Annotated in this window: 12 protein-coding genes and 1 tRNA gene; 5 read left to right on the top strand and 8 right to left on the bottom strand. The window is 54.9% G+C overall.

Annotation, left to right across the window (positions count from 1 at the left end; all coding sequences use genetic code 11):
- Positions 1-392: 392 nt before the first annotated feature.
- Together ACKVOS_RS08085 and cpdR are read right to left on the bottom strand one after the other, a co-directional pair.
- A tRNA-Val gene (locus tag ACKVOS_RS08085) sits at positions 393-467 on the bottom strand.
- A gap of 43 nt (positions 468-510) precedes the next feature.
- The gene (gene cpdR / locus ACKVOS_RS08080) at positions 511-888 is read right to left on the bottom strand and encodes a cell cycle two-component system response regulator CpdR (RefSeq protein ID WP_373475260.1); all 378 of its coding nucleotides are present in this window, start codon (positions 886-888) and stop codon (positions 511-513) included.
- Between the two features lie 132 nt (positions 889-1,020).
- Between cpdR and ACKVOS_RS08075 the strand changes: the two genes are divergently transcribed.
- Positions 1,021-1,890, top strand: coding sequence for an N-formylglutamate amidohydrolase (locus ACKVOS_RS08075; protein WP_409211504.1), 870 nt, complete (start codon positions 1,021-1,023; stop codon positions 1,888-1,890).
- Positions 1,891-2,168: 278 nt separating this feature from the next.
- Positions 2,169-2,576 carry a hypothetical protein gene (locus tag ACKVOS_RS08070; RefSeq protein ID WP_409211503.1) on the top strand — a complete coding sequence of 136 codons (408 nt, stop codon included), beginning with the start codon at positions 2,169-2,171 and terminating at the stop codon, positions 2,574-2,576.
- 59 nt (positions 2,577-2,635) lie between these two features.
- Here the strand turns inward: ACKVOS_RS08070 and ACKVOS_RS08065 are convergent, their stop codons facing one another.
- Positions 2,636-3,415, bottom strand: coding sequence for a SapC family protein (locus ACKVOS_RS08065; RefSeq protein ID WP_409211502.1), 780 nt, complete (start codon positions 3,413-3,415; stop codon positions 2,636-2,638).
- A 45-nt stretch (positions 3,416-3,460) separates the two neighbouring features.
- On the bottom strand, positions 3,461-4,906 hold the full coding sequence (locus tag ACKVOS_RS08060; RefSeq protein WP_409211501.1) for an FAD-binding oxidoreductase: 1,446 nt from the start codon (positions 4,904-4,906) through the stop codon (positions 3,461-3,463).
- A 118-nt stretch (positions 4,907-5,024) separates the two neighbouring features.
- Between ACKVOS_RS08060 and ACKVOS_RS08055 the strand changes: the two genes are divergently transcribed.
- Together ACKVOS_RS08055 and ACKVOS_RS08050 are read left to right on the top strand one after the other, a co-directional pair.
- Positions 5,025-5,519 (top strand): hypothetical protein, encoded by a 495-nt coding sequence (locus ACKVOS_RS08055; RefSeq protein WP_409211500.1) that lies wholly within the window; start codon positions 5,025-5,027, stop codon positions 5,517-5,519.
- Positions 5,520-5,640: 121 nt separating this feature from the next.
- Positions 5,641-6,993 (top strand): DEAD/DEAH box helicase, encoded by a 1,353-nt coding sequence (locus tag ACKVOS_RS08050; RefSeq protein ID WP_409211499.1) that lies wholly within the window; start codon positions 5,641-5,643, stop codon positions 6,991-6,993.
- A 329-nt stretch (positions 6,994-7,322) separates the two neighbouring features.
- On the opposite strand, the gene ACKVOS_RS08045 is transcribed toward ACKVOS_RS08050, so the two are convergent.
- From ACKVOS_RS08045 to ACKVOS_RS08030, 4 genes are all read right to left on the bottom strand, one after another.
- Complete coding sequence (locus ACKVOS_RS08045; protein ID WP_409211505.1) at positions 7,323-10,109, bottom strand: TonB-dependent receptor; 2,787 nt, start codon at positions 10,107-10,109, stop codon at positions 7,323-7,325.
- A gap of 152 nt (positions 10,110-10,261) precedes the next feature.
- Complete coding sequence (locus tag ACKVOS_RS08040) at positions 10,262-11,281, bottom strand: NADP-dependent oxidoreductase (protein ID WP_409211498.1); 1,020 nt, start codon at positions 11,279-11,281, stop codon at positions 10,262-10,264.
- Positions 11,281-13,104 (bottom strand): amidohydrolase, encoded by a 1,824-nt coding sequence (locus ACKVOS_RS08035; protein WP_409211497.1) that lies wholly within the window; start codon positions 13,102-13,104, stop codon positions 11,281-11,283. Before ACKVOS_RS08035 ends, ACKVOS_RS08040 begins: the two co-directional genes overlap by 1 nt.
- Positions 13,101-13,970 (bottom strand): NAD(P)-dependent oxidoreductase, encoded by an 870-nt coding sequence (locus ACKVOS_RS08030; protein ID WP_409211496.1) that lies wholly within the window; start codon positions 13,968-13,970, stop codon positions 13,101-13,103. The genes ACKVOS_RS08035 and ACKVOS_RS08030 overlap by 4 nt, the downstream gene beginning before the upstream one ends.
- A gap of 56 nt (positions 13,971-14,026) precedes the next feature.
- Here ACKVOS_RS08030 and ACKVOS_RS08025 point away from each other — a divergent pair.
- Positions 14,027-14,611 (top strand): pyridoxal-phosphate dependent enzyme (locus ACKVOS_RS08025; RefSeq protein ID WP_409211495.1); only part of this gene is annotated, 585 nt, incomplete at its 3' end.

The following is a 14,611-nucleotide window of genomic DNA, read 5'->3' as shown; positions in this document are numbered from 1 at the left end:
CCACCGCCCCAGCAGATGGCTTTGAGTGTTTTGCGTTCATCTTCGTTCCTTACAGTCACTACGATGAACCCAAAACACTCTCCTATTTTATGCAGCCAGTGTGTCTATTGAATGCTGACGGGGGACAGATGCAGCGACATTCCCCTTGGTTGGCAAGACCAGCGCAAATTCCTCGGATTTGCGTCAGCGTAACCGGCAGTTCGAGTTTTCCCAAAAGTGGTGCCAAGAAAGTAGGCCCCAGAGAAAATCGACCAGATATCTTGATATCTCGTGACTGCAAATGGTCTCTGCCCAAGCACCAGCCCTGATCGTCCTCGTAAGTGACGGAAAATACGAGACAATAAGTCCACTTGTTAAGCGGATCTGGATTTATCATGATTCTGGCAAGAAAATGGTGGGCGTAGCAAGGATTGAACTTGCGACCCCTGCGATGTCAACACAGTGCTCTACCACTGAGCTATACGCCCACGCTGCGGCAGCCTCTAGCGGGGGTTGTCGTATCATTCAAGCCTATTTAAGTTCGCTGAAACTTTCCTTTGCAAACAGGCGCTCTACTTCGAGCACCAGGTCTTTCAAATGGAACGGCTTGGACAGGATTTTCGCGTTCGGCATCGATTCGCCAGCGCGCAAGGCGACGCCGGAAAACCCGGTAATGAACATGACTTCGGTCTGGGGTGATACTTTGCTGCAATGCCGTGCGAGCTCAATGCCGTCCATTTCGGGCATAACAATGTCGGTCAATAGCAGGTCGAAATGTTCGTTTTCCAACAGCGGCACGGCTTCGGTGCCCCGGTCAACCGAGACGACTTCATAGCCCGAACGTTCCAACGCCCGCGCCAGATATTCGCGCATTGCCTGTTCATCTTCTGCAAGCAAGATACGGGTCATCAAACGTCCTTTTCTTATCCTCGGGATCAACTTTACTTTATGCCAGACGTCCATACGCACAGAGATTTAATTTTTTGCACCAAATACGGTAAAATGTGGCAAGAGATCGATAAGGGATAAGGAAGTCAACTTATGGAGCTTATCGAAAACAGCGGATATGCGGTCTACGGATGTCCGTCGCTATCGATCCCGCTGTTGGTTTCGGTGCCCCATGCCGGCCGCGACTATCCGGACAAAGTCTTTCGTTCGATGCGCCTTCCAAAGGAATCGCTGGTACGGTTGGAAGACAGATATGCCGATCTGCTGTTGCGTAAAGTTATTGGCTTTGGCTTTCCTGCGATTGTCGCCCATCGCGCGCGGGCATGGATTGACCTTAATCGTGCCGAAAATGACATCGATGTCGAAATGGTTCGGGACGCTATTCCCGCCGATTATCCACCCCCGGGCGCAAAACAGCGCGGAGGGTTGGGACTGATCCCGCGTCGTTTGACCGATGAGGGCGATATCTGGAAGGGGCAGTTTGATCTTGATGATATTCAAGGCAGAATAACCAGTTTTCATCAGCCATATCATGCAACCATCGCCGATATTTTGCAGCAGATGCACAAAAAATTCGGGATCGCGTTGCTGCTCGATGTGCACAGCATGCCGCCTATCCGGAATGTCCCCAAAGGCGGTCCTCCGCATTTTGTGGTGGGTGATCGGTTCGGGCAGAGTTCGGCATCGCTTTTTTCAGAGCTTCTTATCCAGCAAATACAGCTTGCCGGTTTCCGGACCGCGCTCAATCATCCTTATTCCGGCGAACATATTTTGCGGCGCCATGGCAAGCCCAAAGGGAACATCCATGCCTTGCAGCTGGAGGTGGATCGATCATTGTATCTCGACTCGACCTTGCGGGAACCCAGCATATTATTGCCATCGATGTCAGCCTTGATTGGCAATCTTGTGCGGTCATTGTCGGATCAGGCGCTGGGTTCGGCCACTTTGATTGCGGCTGAATAGCAGGCTTTTCATACCCTATCCTGGTCCCCCAAGAAAAAACCACCCCGAATAAATTCGGGGTGGCCAAGGTTCAGGGAGGTGGTGCCGCCTGACGGCACCGATAGGACGAAAATGGGAGGGGATATTTTCGTCCTGTCCAAAGAATGGGGGCGATGGGGTGCAAAATCAAGCCCACAAAAAGAATAATTTGCGACTTTTCCAGCAAAGTCGGGATTTAACAAAAAAACATTTGCTATTGAGAATGGTTATCAATAAATCTCGTGCAGCAGGAGGTCATCATGCTCGTCAACTTATTCATGCCCGAAAATCCACGACTTCTCGATATGCGGTCTGTCGACGCCCGATACATTCTTGCTGCGCGGTGCTGGTGTATCCTGCGAAGAGCGGCACATGATCCGTACAAGAGAATTCTGGGGTATCTGGGCTGTCCGCATGCCGCATTAAAGTTTAGTCTGTTGATGGAAGTGGTGACGCAAATCTGGCCTCAGCCTTTTGCGATTTTCAAGCCATGTTGTGGCGGCGCGAGCGTGGATGAAATGGTACTTATTCAGGCAATCGGTCTGGCCAATGTCGAGACACGGCCTGAATTCGAGACGTTGTTGAAAGAAATGCTGCCCGATGAGGCGCTTGATTTGTTCTTTGCGCGTGCAAATGCGCTGCAGATGGTCGGCTATAGCCAACACTGAAAGTTAAATCCCCGCCAAATTATACATTGATAAATTGGCGGGGATAAAACGGGTTTAGCTTAGTTGGCGGGCAATTCAGCTACCTGAGGCACTTTACCTTGTGCAACCTGCAGGGAGAAGATTTCGCGCATCAATTGAAGCGAGAACAGATGTGCGTGGATCAACGCAAGAATGCCATTCTGGTTCAACTTGCGAACCGCATCACCGCGCAGTTCGCGCAGCTTGTTTTCGTCCACCATTTTGAAACCGCGATATACAAACGGCTTTTCCTGGCCTTCTTGCTGGATAGAGACTTCACCGTCCATAAGAAGGTCAAGCTTTTTCAATTCTTCAACAAAAGCATGGGTTTGTGCGCCGGCATTTTCAAAGTCTTCGCAGAATTTGAGGATCGCCTTTGTGTTGTCGCTGGGATCGGTGCCATTGAAAAGGTCGTTACCTTCTTCAAATTCACCAACCGCGCCAGATGTCGGGTCAAAGCAAAGTGACAATTCGTCCGTATCAGGACGCAATTTTGCGAGCATGAAAGGATAACGGCGAATATAAGCGGGAATATAGACAGGACGATCAAATTGCCCTTCGTCGTTCATGAACGTATTCACGCCTTCATTCATTCCCATCAACACCAGCGGAACAGGGGTTTCGCTGGCCGAGAAAATGATGGGATAATTACGCGAAGCGGAAACAAATTCCTCAATCGTCAAAGGGATAGCGTGTTGGCCATCCATGAACTTGGCGTTTTCGAGCATGCGCGATTTCCATGTTGCATGTTCGTTGCTGTTGAGAGGAACCAGATCCTGATACAGAAGTGGCAGGTTGGTAGCTTGGGGCGCGGTGGCCATGGGAGACTCCATATGTTGTTATTGCGACAAAAATTCCTGCGGGTCTTAGTCGGACACAACCACTTTCGCAAGCGGAACAAGCTTGCCCGGGTTCATTATACCGCGGGGGTCCAGGGCGTTTTTGATGGCGCGCAAAGACGCCAAGCGGACTTCGTCGGTGAGGCGTTCAAATTCCGCTATTTTTGCCTGACCAATGCCATGTTCGGCCGATAATGACCCTTTATAGCTGCTGACCCGATCGTACACAAAGGCGGTTATCGCCCTCGCATCGCCTGCGTACCACAGATCAACATCGATACCGTGCGGTGCTTTGACATGGAAATGGATATTGCCGTCGCCCAAATGGCCAAAGGCAACAATGCTGGTTCCCGGCCAGCGTTTTTCGATGGCCGGAGATTCCGATTCGATAAATTTGGCCATAGCGTCGATCGGAACGCTGATATCATGTTGCAGCGCGGGGCCCGCCGCGCGCTCGGCCTCTGCAATGGAATCGCGAATTTTCCAAAAGGCGTCGGCCTGTGATTCGCTGCTGGCCAGCGTTGCATTTTCGATCAAACCGTTCTGGATGGCGTCCTCCAGCAAATCGGACGCCAGCGCGGCGGGAGAAGATTGCGTCGGGTGATCCTGCACCAATTCCATCAATATGTGCCACTGGTGCTTCGTTTCCAAAGGTGCGCGTGTTCCTGCGATGTGCCGGATGACCGATTCTAGGGCATGGCTGGGAAGAATTTCGAATCCCTCCAGCCGGTCCCGCGCCCGCGTCTGCATAAAAACCAGCATCCGATATGCTTGATCCGGACTGTCCACACCGGCCCATATCACGCACCGGTCCAGCAATGCGGGAACGGTTTGAACGACCGCTGCGGTCACAATGCCAATCGTGCCTTCACCGCCGATAAGAAGATGCTTCAGGTCATAGCCGCGATTGTCTTTTTTGAGCGGTGCCATTGCGTCATATACTGAACCATCGGGTAACACAGCCTCGACCCCGGCGATCAGGGTGCGCATGGTTCCGTGACGCAGCACCTGTGTGCCCCCCGCATTGGTTGACACAAGACCACCAATGGTTGCCGACCCCTTGCCACCCAGGGTCAGAGGGAATCTGCGGCCTTGGCGTGCCGCCGCTTCGTGTAAATTCTGAAGGATGACGCCAGCGTCGCATCGGACAAGGCCGCTATCGGGGTCAATCGGTTCCAACCTGTTCATTCGGCGCAAGGACAGGATAATCTGTTCACCGCTTTTGTCAGGAGTGGCACCGGCGACCATGCCGCTGTTTCCGCCCTGCGGTACAATCGCGACGCCGTGTTGCGCGCAAATGCGAACCACGTGGGCGACTTCGGTACTGTTCGCAGGGGAAATGAGCGCGGCGGCTCGACCGGTGAACCGGCCACGCCAATCGGTCAGCCAAGGGGCGAGAATATCAGGATCGTCGGAAAAGCCCTTCGGGCCTAAATATTCCTTTAATTCCGACAAAGCATCTATATTTGGCACGTTGGATTCCAAAAGATTGACAGCGACGAACAGTTGCCCAATTCATATCCTGTTCAACCCTATCGACTAAAGCCTTTCAAACTTCAACTTGATACCGGATCGTCTCTTGCGCGTAGTATTGGCCATAGTAATTTTAACGATCGGTTTCATGATGGTGTCCCGCGATGCTTCGGCGCAAATCGAAGTGGATCGGCCGGACAATCTGTTTGCCCCGATTCTGCGGTTAAAAACCATATTCCATCAGGTCAGGGTGGATCAACGGGTTATCGTCCGGTTGCCCAGTCAATCCTTTGCCCCTTTGAATGCCCCGGCGGGGCGGGCCAAACCGGCCAGCCAAATCCGGTATTGGGAACAGAAAATCGGGAAATGCCTGTGGATCGACAAATTGGCCGGATCCCGTCCAGGCCCCAAAGATACTTTGGAGCTTTTGACACGCGATGGTGTGCTGATCCGGGCTTATCTGGGTGACGGTTGTCTCGCGCGTGAATTTTATGCAGGGGCTTATATGGAACGGCCATATGATGGCAAATTATGCATCGACCGTGACCTGCTGCACGCCCGCACGGGCGCAAAGTGCGAGGTCGACAAGTTCAGGTTGCTCATTCCCCGCTGACCTGCAGTCGCGATACCGCCAAATTCCTTGACATTTGCGTGGTTACAGACCAAAGGCCGCGCAGGCCAAGACGCGTTTGCGCGCCGTTGTTTGGCATATGTCGCTTTTCCGGAACAATCTTATGCGTTTTGCCGATATCGGCTTGTCTGATGAATTATTGAAGGCTGTTACCGAGGCTGGCTATGATGAGCCAACCCCAATTCAGGCCGCCGCAATCCCGCAAGTGCAGATGATGCGCGATATTATCGCCATTGCACAAACCGGAACAGGCAAGACGGCAAGCTTTGTTTTGCCGATGATTGATGTGCTGGCCAGTGGCCGCGCCCGCGCGCGGATGCCGCGCAGTCTGATTTTGGAACCAACCCGCGAACTCGCCGCCCAAGTCGCCGAGAATTTCGAAAAATACGGTAAATATCACAAGCTTTCCATGGCGTTGCTCATTGGCGGCGTGCAAATGGGCGATCAGGTCAAGGCTCTTGAAAAGGGCGTCGATGTGTTGATTGCAACACCCGGACGCCTGATGGACCTGTTCGAACGCGGAAAGATATTGCTGACCGGATGCGAGATGCTGGTCATCGACGAGGCGGACAGAATGCTCGACATGGGTTTCATTCCCGACATCGAACATATCTGCACCAAATTGCCGACCACGCGCCAGACTTTGCTGTTTTCGGCAACAATGCCGCCGCCGATCAAGAAACTGGCGGACAAGTTTCTGACGAACCCCAAATATATCGAAGTGGCGCGCCCTGCGACCGCCAATACGAATATCGAACAGTTTTTGGTCAACGTATCCCCGATGAAAAAGCGCGATGTCTTGCGCGATCTGATCCGCAGCGAACAGGCATCGAATGCTATTATCTTTTGCAACCGCAAGACAACCGTGCGCGAGCTAAACACCAGCCTGCAACGCCACGGCTTGCGCTCGGGCGAGATTCATGGCGACATTGATCAGGCATCACGCCAAAAACAACTCGAAGCTTTCAAAAATGGCGACATTGATTTTCTGGTTGCCTCGGATGTTGCGGCCCGCGGATTGGACGTAAAGGGTGTAAGCCATGTGTTCAATTTCGATGCGCCATGGCATCCCGATGATTATGTCCATCGCATCGGACGCACCGGGCGGGCAGGGGCAAAGGGTAAAGCTTTTACCTTCGTTACCAAAGCGGACGAGGAAGCGATCGAGAATATCGAGAAGCTGATCGGTAATAAAATCACGCGGTTGGGCAAAGAAGATGCACCGGTCGCTGTGAAGGAAGAAAAAACGCCCGTCAAACGCACCCGCAAGGCTGCGGTCGTGCAACCCCAGGCGGACAATGTAGAGCTTGAAGCAGCGCCGAAAGCCACGGCGCCGGCTGAAAAGAAACCCGCACGCGAAAAGCCTGCTCCCGCGCAAAAGGCGGCGGAAACCGAGAGCGACAACGGTTGGAACGGTCCGATGCCCGGATTTTTAGGGGTTGGCTTCGGAAGCTGAAGGCTTTTGCCTAGCCCGTGATGGCGCCGCCGTGAAAGTTGCGCCGTACTCGCTAACTCGGGTTGTAATCCACCGTCACCCTAAAACAAGTGCAGGGCGACGGGCAGAAGGGATTTTATAGCGACTGGGGTGAGATATTTTTCGTCAAAAGGAATAAGACAAAAAGAAATAAATGGCCGGACCTTTAGATAGGAACTGCACTTCTTATACCTTCTTGTCTTTTTCCTTTTGACGAAAAATGGCACCTCGGCAACGTTATCCCCCCGGGTTCCGCGCAAAAAAAAGGCCCGCATCGCTGCGGGCCTTTATTGTTTTCCCGAAAGGGAGTGTTAGAACTTGCCGCGAAGCGTGATGCCATAGGTCCTTGGTTCGGCCAGGAAGTGCGAGAACACCTGACGGCCACCGGGGAATTGGGGGTCAAGAAACGGTGTTGCCGTTGTGCCTGCCTGGAATGGCGTATTGAATGCGACTTGGGCATAGTCCTGATTGAAGATATTCTGGCCCCACAATTCGATGCCCCATGCCTCGTCCGGACCACGTAGGCCGATACGGGCGTTGAATACGGCAAAGCCATTTTGCTCCTTCTGCGGGAAAAGGTCAGAGCCGGTGTTGTAATCGCTGGTCATGCGGCCATCGATGTACACCAGTCCGCTCATCCCGCTGCTACCGATATCCGGGGTCCAGGTGACACTTGTTGTGGCGACAATTTCAGGCGCGTTGGACAGGTTGTCACCAGGCAATTTGCGAAGGGCAGGGTCCAGAGCAGTGCCCAATTTTGTTCCCACCAAATCATCTTCATATTTGGTGCTGGCATAAGTCAGACCGGCTGCGATTCTGAAGTTGCGAGCCGGAACCAATGCGGCTTCCAATTCGACACCCTGTGTACGAACGCCATAAGTCACATCGCCCGTAGCGCAGGTTCCCGTCGCGGCGCTCAGGTCTGTATCGGCCGCAGGGCCGCCGACCAGATTGCTACAGCCATTTACTGTTTGAACGAGGAAAACGGTACCGTTGAACGTGTTCAGCTGAAAGTTCGAGAAATCCGAACGGAACGCGGAAACGCTCAGGCTGAATGGGCCGGTTGAATATTTCGCGCCCAATTCATAGCTGTCGACCAATTCAGGGTCGAATTGCAAATTGCCCACCAACGCCTGTGCACCGCCAACAGCGGCGAAGGGCAATATGGGCGATTTTAGCGCCGAGCGATCAAGGTTGAAACCGCCTGCCTTATATCCACGGGCGAAGCTGGTATACAGCAACAGATCGTCGATTGGCTTCCATGACAGGATTGCCGTACCGGTGAATTCGTCTTCGCTGCGGCGATCATTGATGGATACGCCGTTAAGCTCGGCTGTGGAATTGCCTTGGCAGCTAAGGCCGATAAGGGCACCGGCCAATGCGCGTGCGGTTCCGATTTGCGATGCTGTTCCGGCCGTCGTGGTCGTCAGGTCGTCCAGAACAAGGCCCTGAACGGCGGTACATACATTATTGTCATTGCCAAAGGTCGCATTGAACCGCTTTTTATCGCTGGTGTAACGCAGGCCCAAGGTTAGATCGAGCGTATCGGTAATGTGCACGATGTTATGCGTGAACAAGGCCCAGTTGGTGCCATTCTGGAAATAGCGGTCGTTGGTCGTGCCCAGATCATTCAGGCTATCAAGCCGGGTAAATGCCGCGACAATGTCCGCACCCGACGCGCCGGTTGCGCCAGCCAGAGTTGCTGGACCTACACCGGGCAATACGCAAGACGGATTTGTAGGTGAATACAGTCCAGACAGACCGCCACCTGAAATGATGCGGCAAGTTGCAAAGCGGCCATATTGATTGCCGAAGCGGAGATTATCACGCACCGTCAGTTTTTCATTGGCGTAGAATCCGCCAACCAGCCAGTCTAGCTTTCCGCCAAACGCCTCGCCTTGCAAGCGCAGCTCCTGTGTAAAAGTGTGGAACTGGCGATATGCATCGTCGCTCGGCGCGCGGTACAAAATGTCGACTTCGCTATAATCGGTATCGGATGCCTGACCCGAACGATATTGGCGATATGCCGTAATCGACGTCAGCGTTGCGCCGCCGAAATCATAATCGATCTGGCCCGACAGGCCGTAATCCTTGGTTTCGCCGGTGAACACGCGATTGGCGCTGACCGAGATATTGCGGCCATAGCCTTGGCTGAAGGCGGCAAGTGGCTGGCCCAGATCGCGCAACACGTTGATGATGTTATTGCCATTGTCGTTGGTCCGTGCCGGTGTCGCACCGGGTTGGAGAAACGGGTTGGCAGGGTTGTTCAGATTGCCAATGAACGGATTGACCGTGCCATCTACATAAGTCGCCGCGCAGCATTCTTCTTTACGATAGGTATAGTCTGCAATCACACGGACCGACAGCGCATCGGAGGGTTCAAACAACAACTGTCCACGCAGGAAATACCGGTCGCGGTTGTTGACGTCGCGGCCATTCTGGTCGTCCGTGTAGAAGCCGTCACGCTTTACATAAACGCCGTCAACCCGAAAGGCGAGCTGCTCGGTGATCGGTCCGGTAAAGCTTGTCGCTGCGCGCATGAAATCGAAATTGCCGTAGGTCAGCTCGCCGCTGCCGCCGAATGTGAAGCTTGGTTTCTTCGAATAGATGCTGATCAGACCGGCCGAAGAGTTGCGTCCGCCCAAGGTGCCTTGCGGACCGCGCTGCACTTCGACCCGGTCAATTTCGCCGAGTTCATTCAAACCGATACCCGAACGCGACCGGTATACACCGTCGATGAAAACGGGAACCGAGCTTTCGAGGCCGGGGTTGTCGCCCACGGTGCCAATGCCGCGAATACGGGCCGAACCGTTCGCTTCCGAACCTGTCGAGGAAACCAGCAATGACGGCGCAACCTGGTTAAGTTGGCGAATGTCATTCGCGCCACTGTTTTGCAGGGTTTCTGCGTTGACTGCGGAAATCGCGACGGGAACATCGGAAAGAAGCTGCGTCCGGCCTTGCGCGGTTACGACGATTTCATCTTCGGATGTGTCTGCGGTTTCGGCATCTTGCGCAAACGCAATCGCCGGAAAGGCCAAAGCCCCGACGGCTGCTGAAATTGCAAGCACAGTTCTGGTTACAGTGAAGGTTTTCGACATCATACTCTCCCGCTTGTTAAGCCTCTTTGAGACTACGCTAAATCAAATGGGGAAACAGGTCACCTGATTGCAACCACTAAATGCGACAATTCGAAAAACTGCGGCAAAATTGCCACATAGGGCGGCCTTGACCATGGCCGCCCGTATATCGCTTACAGTTTAACCAGCATCTTTCCTGTGTTTTCGCCGCTGAAAAGGCCGAGGAAAGCCTCTGGCGCTTTTTCAAGGCCTTCTTTCACCGTTTCACGCCCTTTGACCGCACCCGATGTAATGAGCGCCGCCATATCGGCGTTGAATTCGGGGACCTGTGCGTAAAAATCAGGGTAGAGGAAGCCCTTGATGGTGATCCGCTTGCCGATAATCATCGGCAAATACTGCATCGGTTGCGCCTTGAAGTCGTTATAGACGTCAATCATCCCGCAAATGGCAAAGCGCGCCCATTCTTTCGCAGTGGCCAGTGCCGCGTCGAAATGTTCGCCACCGACATTGTCGAAATATACATCTATGCCGGTTTCGCCCATGTCTTTCAGCGCGGCCATCAATTGCGGCAATACCTTGCCTGCCTTGTAATCGATAACGGCATCGGCGCCGAGTTCCTTGACCCAAGCGCATTTGTCCGCGCCACCTGCTGAACCGATGACTTTCATGCCCTTGGCTTTGGCAACCTGCGTGACGGTCGAGCCAACCGCACCAGCTGCAGCCGATACGAAAATAACCTCGCCCGGCTTGGCTTCGGCAACCTTGAGCAACCCGAACCAAGCAGTTCCGCCCGGCATCCCCATGATGCTGAGCCAATGCTGGTCAGGTACGCCCAAATCAGGCAGCTTCACCGGCGGCATTCCTGCCGGCGGTGTGTTGCCGCCGCCCAATACGACGCTGTCGCGCCAGCCGCCCATATGCAACACTTTCGCGCCTACGGGGAAATCGACATTATTGCTGGCCGTGACAGTGCCGACCGCGCCGCCTGTCATCGGGGCGCCGAGCGCAAACGGATCGGCATAGCTTTTCGCATCGTTCATGCGGCCGCGCATATAAGGGTCAACGGACAGCCAGCTATTTTGAACCTGAAACTCGCCGTCACCCAAAGGGGCTTCGGGTGTTTCGATCATTGCAAAGTTGCTGTCGTTGGGAAGTCCTGCCGGACGGCTAGCCAAAGTCCATGCGCGTGCCATTATCGTCTCTCTCCATCATTCTGTTTTTCAGCGGCGGTTACCGCTGTGTTTTGAAAAGCCGGTCTTCCGCCGACCCAGGTTTCTTTGACCACCGCTTTACGCAATTCCGCAGGGCTTGCAAGCAAGGGGTCTACATCAATCAATATGAAATCGGCATGATGGCCAGGGGTCAAGGAACCCACTTTGCCTTCGGCAAACGCAGCATAAGCGGCCCCTGTCGTGAAGCCGGCAAGCGCCTGTTCGCGTGTAACCCGTTCTTCGGGACGCCATCCGCCAAAGGGTTGTCCCGCCGCATCTTCGCGGGTGATCGCGGCGGCGAGGCCAGCGAAGGGGTCAGCGGACTCAATCGGAACGTCCGATCCGAATGCGAGTTTGCCGCCGGCTTTGGCGATGGATTGCCATGCATAAGCGCCAGCCAGTCGTTCCTGTCCGAGCCTTGCCTCTGCCATCGTCCGGTCGGATGTCTGGTGAACGGGCTGCATCGATGAAATAATGCCATGCTTACCAAGCTTTTGCAGATCGACCGGGTCGACGATCTGTACATGCTCGATGCGCCAGCGTTGGTCGCCCTTATAGGTTTCGGCGAGTTCCTCGACCGCGCCGATGACTTCAGCATTGGCGGCGTCACCGATGGCGTGCACGGCGGTCTGAAAACCATCCATCGATGCGCGAACCATCAGGTTTCGGATTTCTGCGGGTGCCAGAAGTTGCAGGCCAGTCTGACCGGGCGCGTCGGTATAGGGTTTCTTGAGCCAGGCGCCCCGGCTGCCCAGTGCGCCATCGAGAAACAGCTTCACCCCGCCGAGACGGAGCTTGTCATCATAGAGCCACGGCGTCGGGCGCGGTCCTGCGATGGTGACCATAGCATCGATTCCGCCTGCATAGCCGAAAATCCGTATCGACAACCAGCCGCCATCGCCCGCGCGGCGATAGCTTTGCCAAGCGTCCATCGTTGTACCCATGTCGGCAATGGCGGTGATGCCTTGCGAGAGCAGTTTCTTCTGCGCTTCGCCTAAGGCGACGTCGCGTTCGGCTGGTTTGGGCGCGGGGACAAATTTACCGACGAGTTTGAACGCGGCATCGACAAAGATGCCGTTGGGCTTGCCGCCCGAAAGCTCGATACGCCCGCCGGGAGGTGATTTGCTCGCCGCCGTCACACCGGCGATTTCCATTGCGCGGCTGTTTGCCCATCCTGCATGGCCGTCAACGCGCGTGAGCCAGACCGGCCGGTCGGCGACTGCGGTATCGAGGTCTGCGGCAGTCGGGAAACGACCGAGGCCCCATTTTTCCTGATTCCATCCGCTCCCGATAATCCACAGTCGTTCCGGATTCTTCGCGGCATAGTCGCGGATCGCGGCTTGCGCTTCGGCCAAGCTGTTGGTGGCGGACAGATCGAGCGTGAGTAACTGGAAACCCAGTGGCATGACATGGCCATGCGCGTCAATCAACCCCGGCAACATCGTCGCCCCTTTGCCGTCATGACGAAAATCCAGTTGTGGTGGCAATTTGTCTTTTTTGGACAAAAGCTCGGTGACCTTGCCGTCTTTGCCGATGAGAATGGCGTTAAAGCGGATGACTTTGCCATCGGCGTCCAGCGTGATGCCGTTGACATTTTCGACCAGGCCATCGGCGAAGGCCGGGGTTGCAGTAGTGAATAGGGCGAGCGCTAGAATCCTCCCCGGAACGGGGAGGGGGACCAAGCGGAGCTTGGTGGAGGGGGCTTTTAGCCATGCATGTCGTGCGCGTTTGAGGGCCCTCACCGTCACGCGCTTCGCGCGCGCCACCTCCCCGTTTCGGGGAGGATTTTGTGTTTCGTTGATCATCCCTTTGGCAACCTTTTTACAATGGCACTGGTATCAAGGCGACCGCCGCCCATTTGCTGCACATCGGCGTAAAACTGATCGATTAGTGCGGTAATCGGCAGCGTCGCGCCCAAAGCGCGGGCCTCTTCAAACGCCAGGCCGAGGTCTTTACGCATCCAGTCCACGGCAAAGCCGAAATCAAATTTGTCTTCCGCCATCGTGGCCCAGCGATTGTCCATTTGCCAGCTTTGTGCCGCGCCGCCGGATATCGCTTCATAGACCTTGCCGACATCAAGTTCCGCCGACTGGGCGAAACGTAGCGCTTCGGACAGGGATTGGATGACCCCGGCAAAGGCGATCTGGTTGCACATCTTGGTTGTCTGTCCGGTACCGGGGCCGCCGACATGGACGATGCGCTTCGAATAGGGCTCCATGATTGGACGGGCGGCATCCATTGAAGCTTCGCTGCCGCCGCACATAATCGACAATGTTCCGTTTTCAGCGCCGATTTGTCCGCCGGTCAGTGGCGCATCAACGACCAGAAGTCCGCGTGATTTCGCCTCGACGCCCAATTGCCTTGCAATTCGTGCCGACACCGTCGTGTGGTCGATATACAAACCGCCTTTTGCCATCGCCGCAAATGCCCCGTCACGGCCCAATGTTACGCCGGCGAGATCATCGTCGGTGCCAACGCAGGAAATTACAACTTCGGATTCGCGCGCGGCTTCGGCCGGCGAAGTGGCGATCGTTCCGCCGTGGGCCGCAACCCAAGCCTCCGCCTTGGCACGCGAACGGTTGTAAACCGTCAATTCATGCCCCGCCTGTTTCAGGTGACGCGCAATAGGGCCGCCCATGACGCCCAAACCGATGAAAGCAATTCTAGTCATGACGGGTTCTTAATGTTTGTTTTCACACAACGCCAGATGCGATAGGGCCGCACGCTATGTCTGATTTATTAACTCTCGATCACATCCGCGCCGCCCATGACCGAATCCGCGATTCGATTGTGGCCACGCCGACCTTGCACAGCCAGACCCTTTCGAAACTGACAGGGGCCAATATTTATCTGAAGTTTGAAAATCTTCAGTTCACCGCTGCTTATAAAGAGCGCGGCGCGTTGAACGCATTGCTGCTGTTAACGCAAGAACAAAGGTCCAAGGGTGTTATCGCGGCTTCGGCTGGCAATCATGCCCAGGGGTTAAGCTATCATGGGACGAGACTTGGAATACCAGTGACGATTGTCATGCCTATTCCAACCCCGACGGTGAAGGTCATGCAGACCGAAAGCGTCGGCGGCATGGTCGTTTTGCATGGGGAAACGTTCGATGACGCGTACAAGCATGCCCGATTGCTGGAAGCTGAAAGAGGCCTGACGTTCGTTCATCCATGTGACCATCCCACTGTTGCCGCAGGGCAGGGGACGGTTGCCCTTGAAATGCTGGAAAGCATACCATCGCTCGATATGCTGGTTGTACCCATCGGCGGCGGTGGTTTGCTGTCGGGCATGGGCACCGCAGCGCGCGCGTTG

The sequence above is a fragment of the Sphingorhabdus sp. genome, from assembly GCF_046154385.1.
In the GTDB taxonomy this organism is placed as follows: domain Bacteria; phylum Pseudomonadota; class Alphaproteobacteria; order Sphingomonadales; family Sphingomonadaceae; genus Sphingorhabdus_B.
This window is presented reverse-complemented; position numbering and strand designations above follow the sequence as displayed.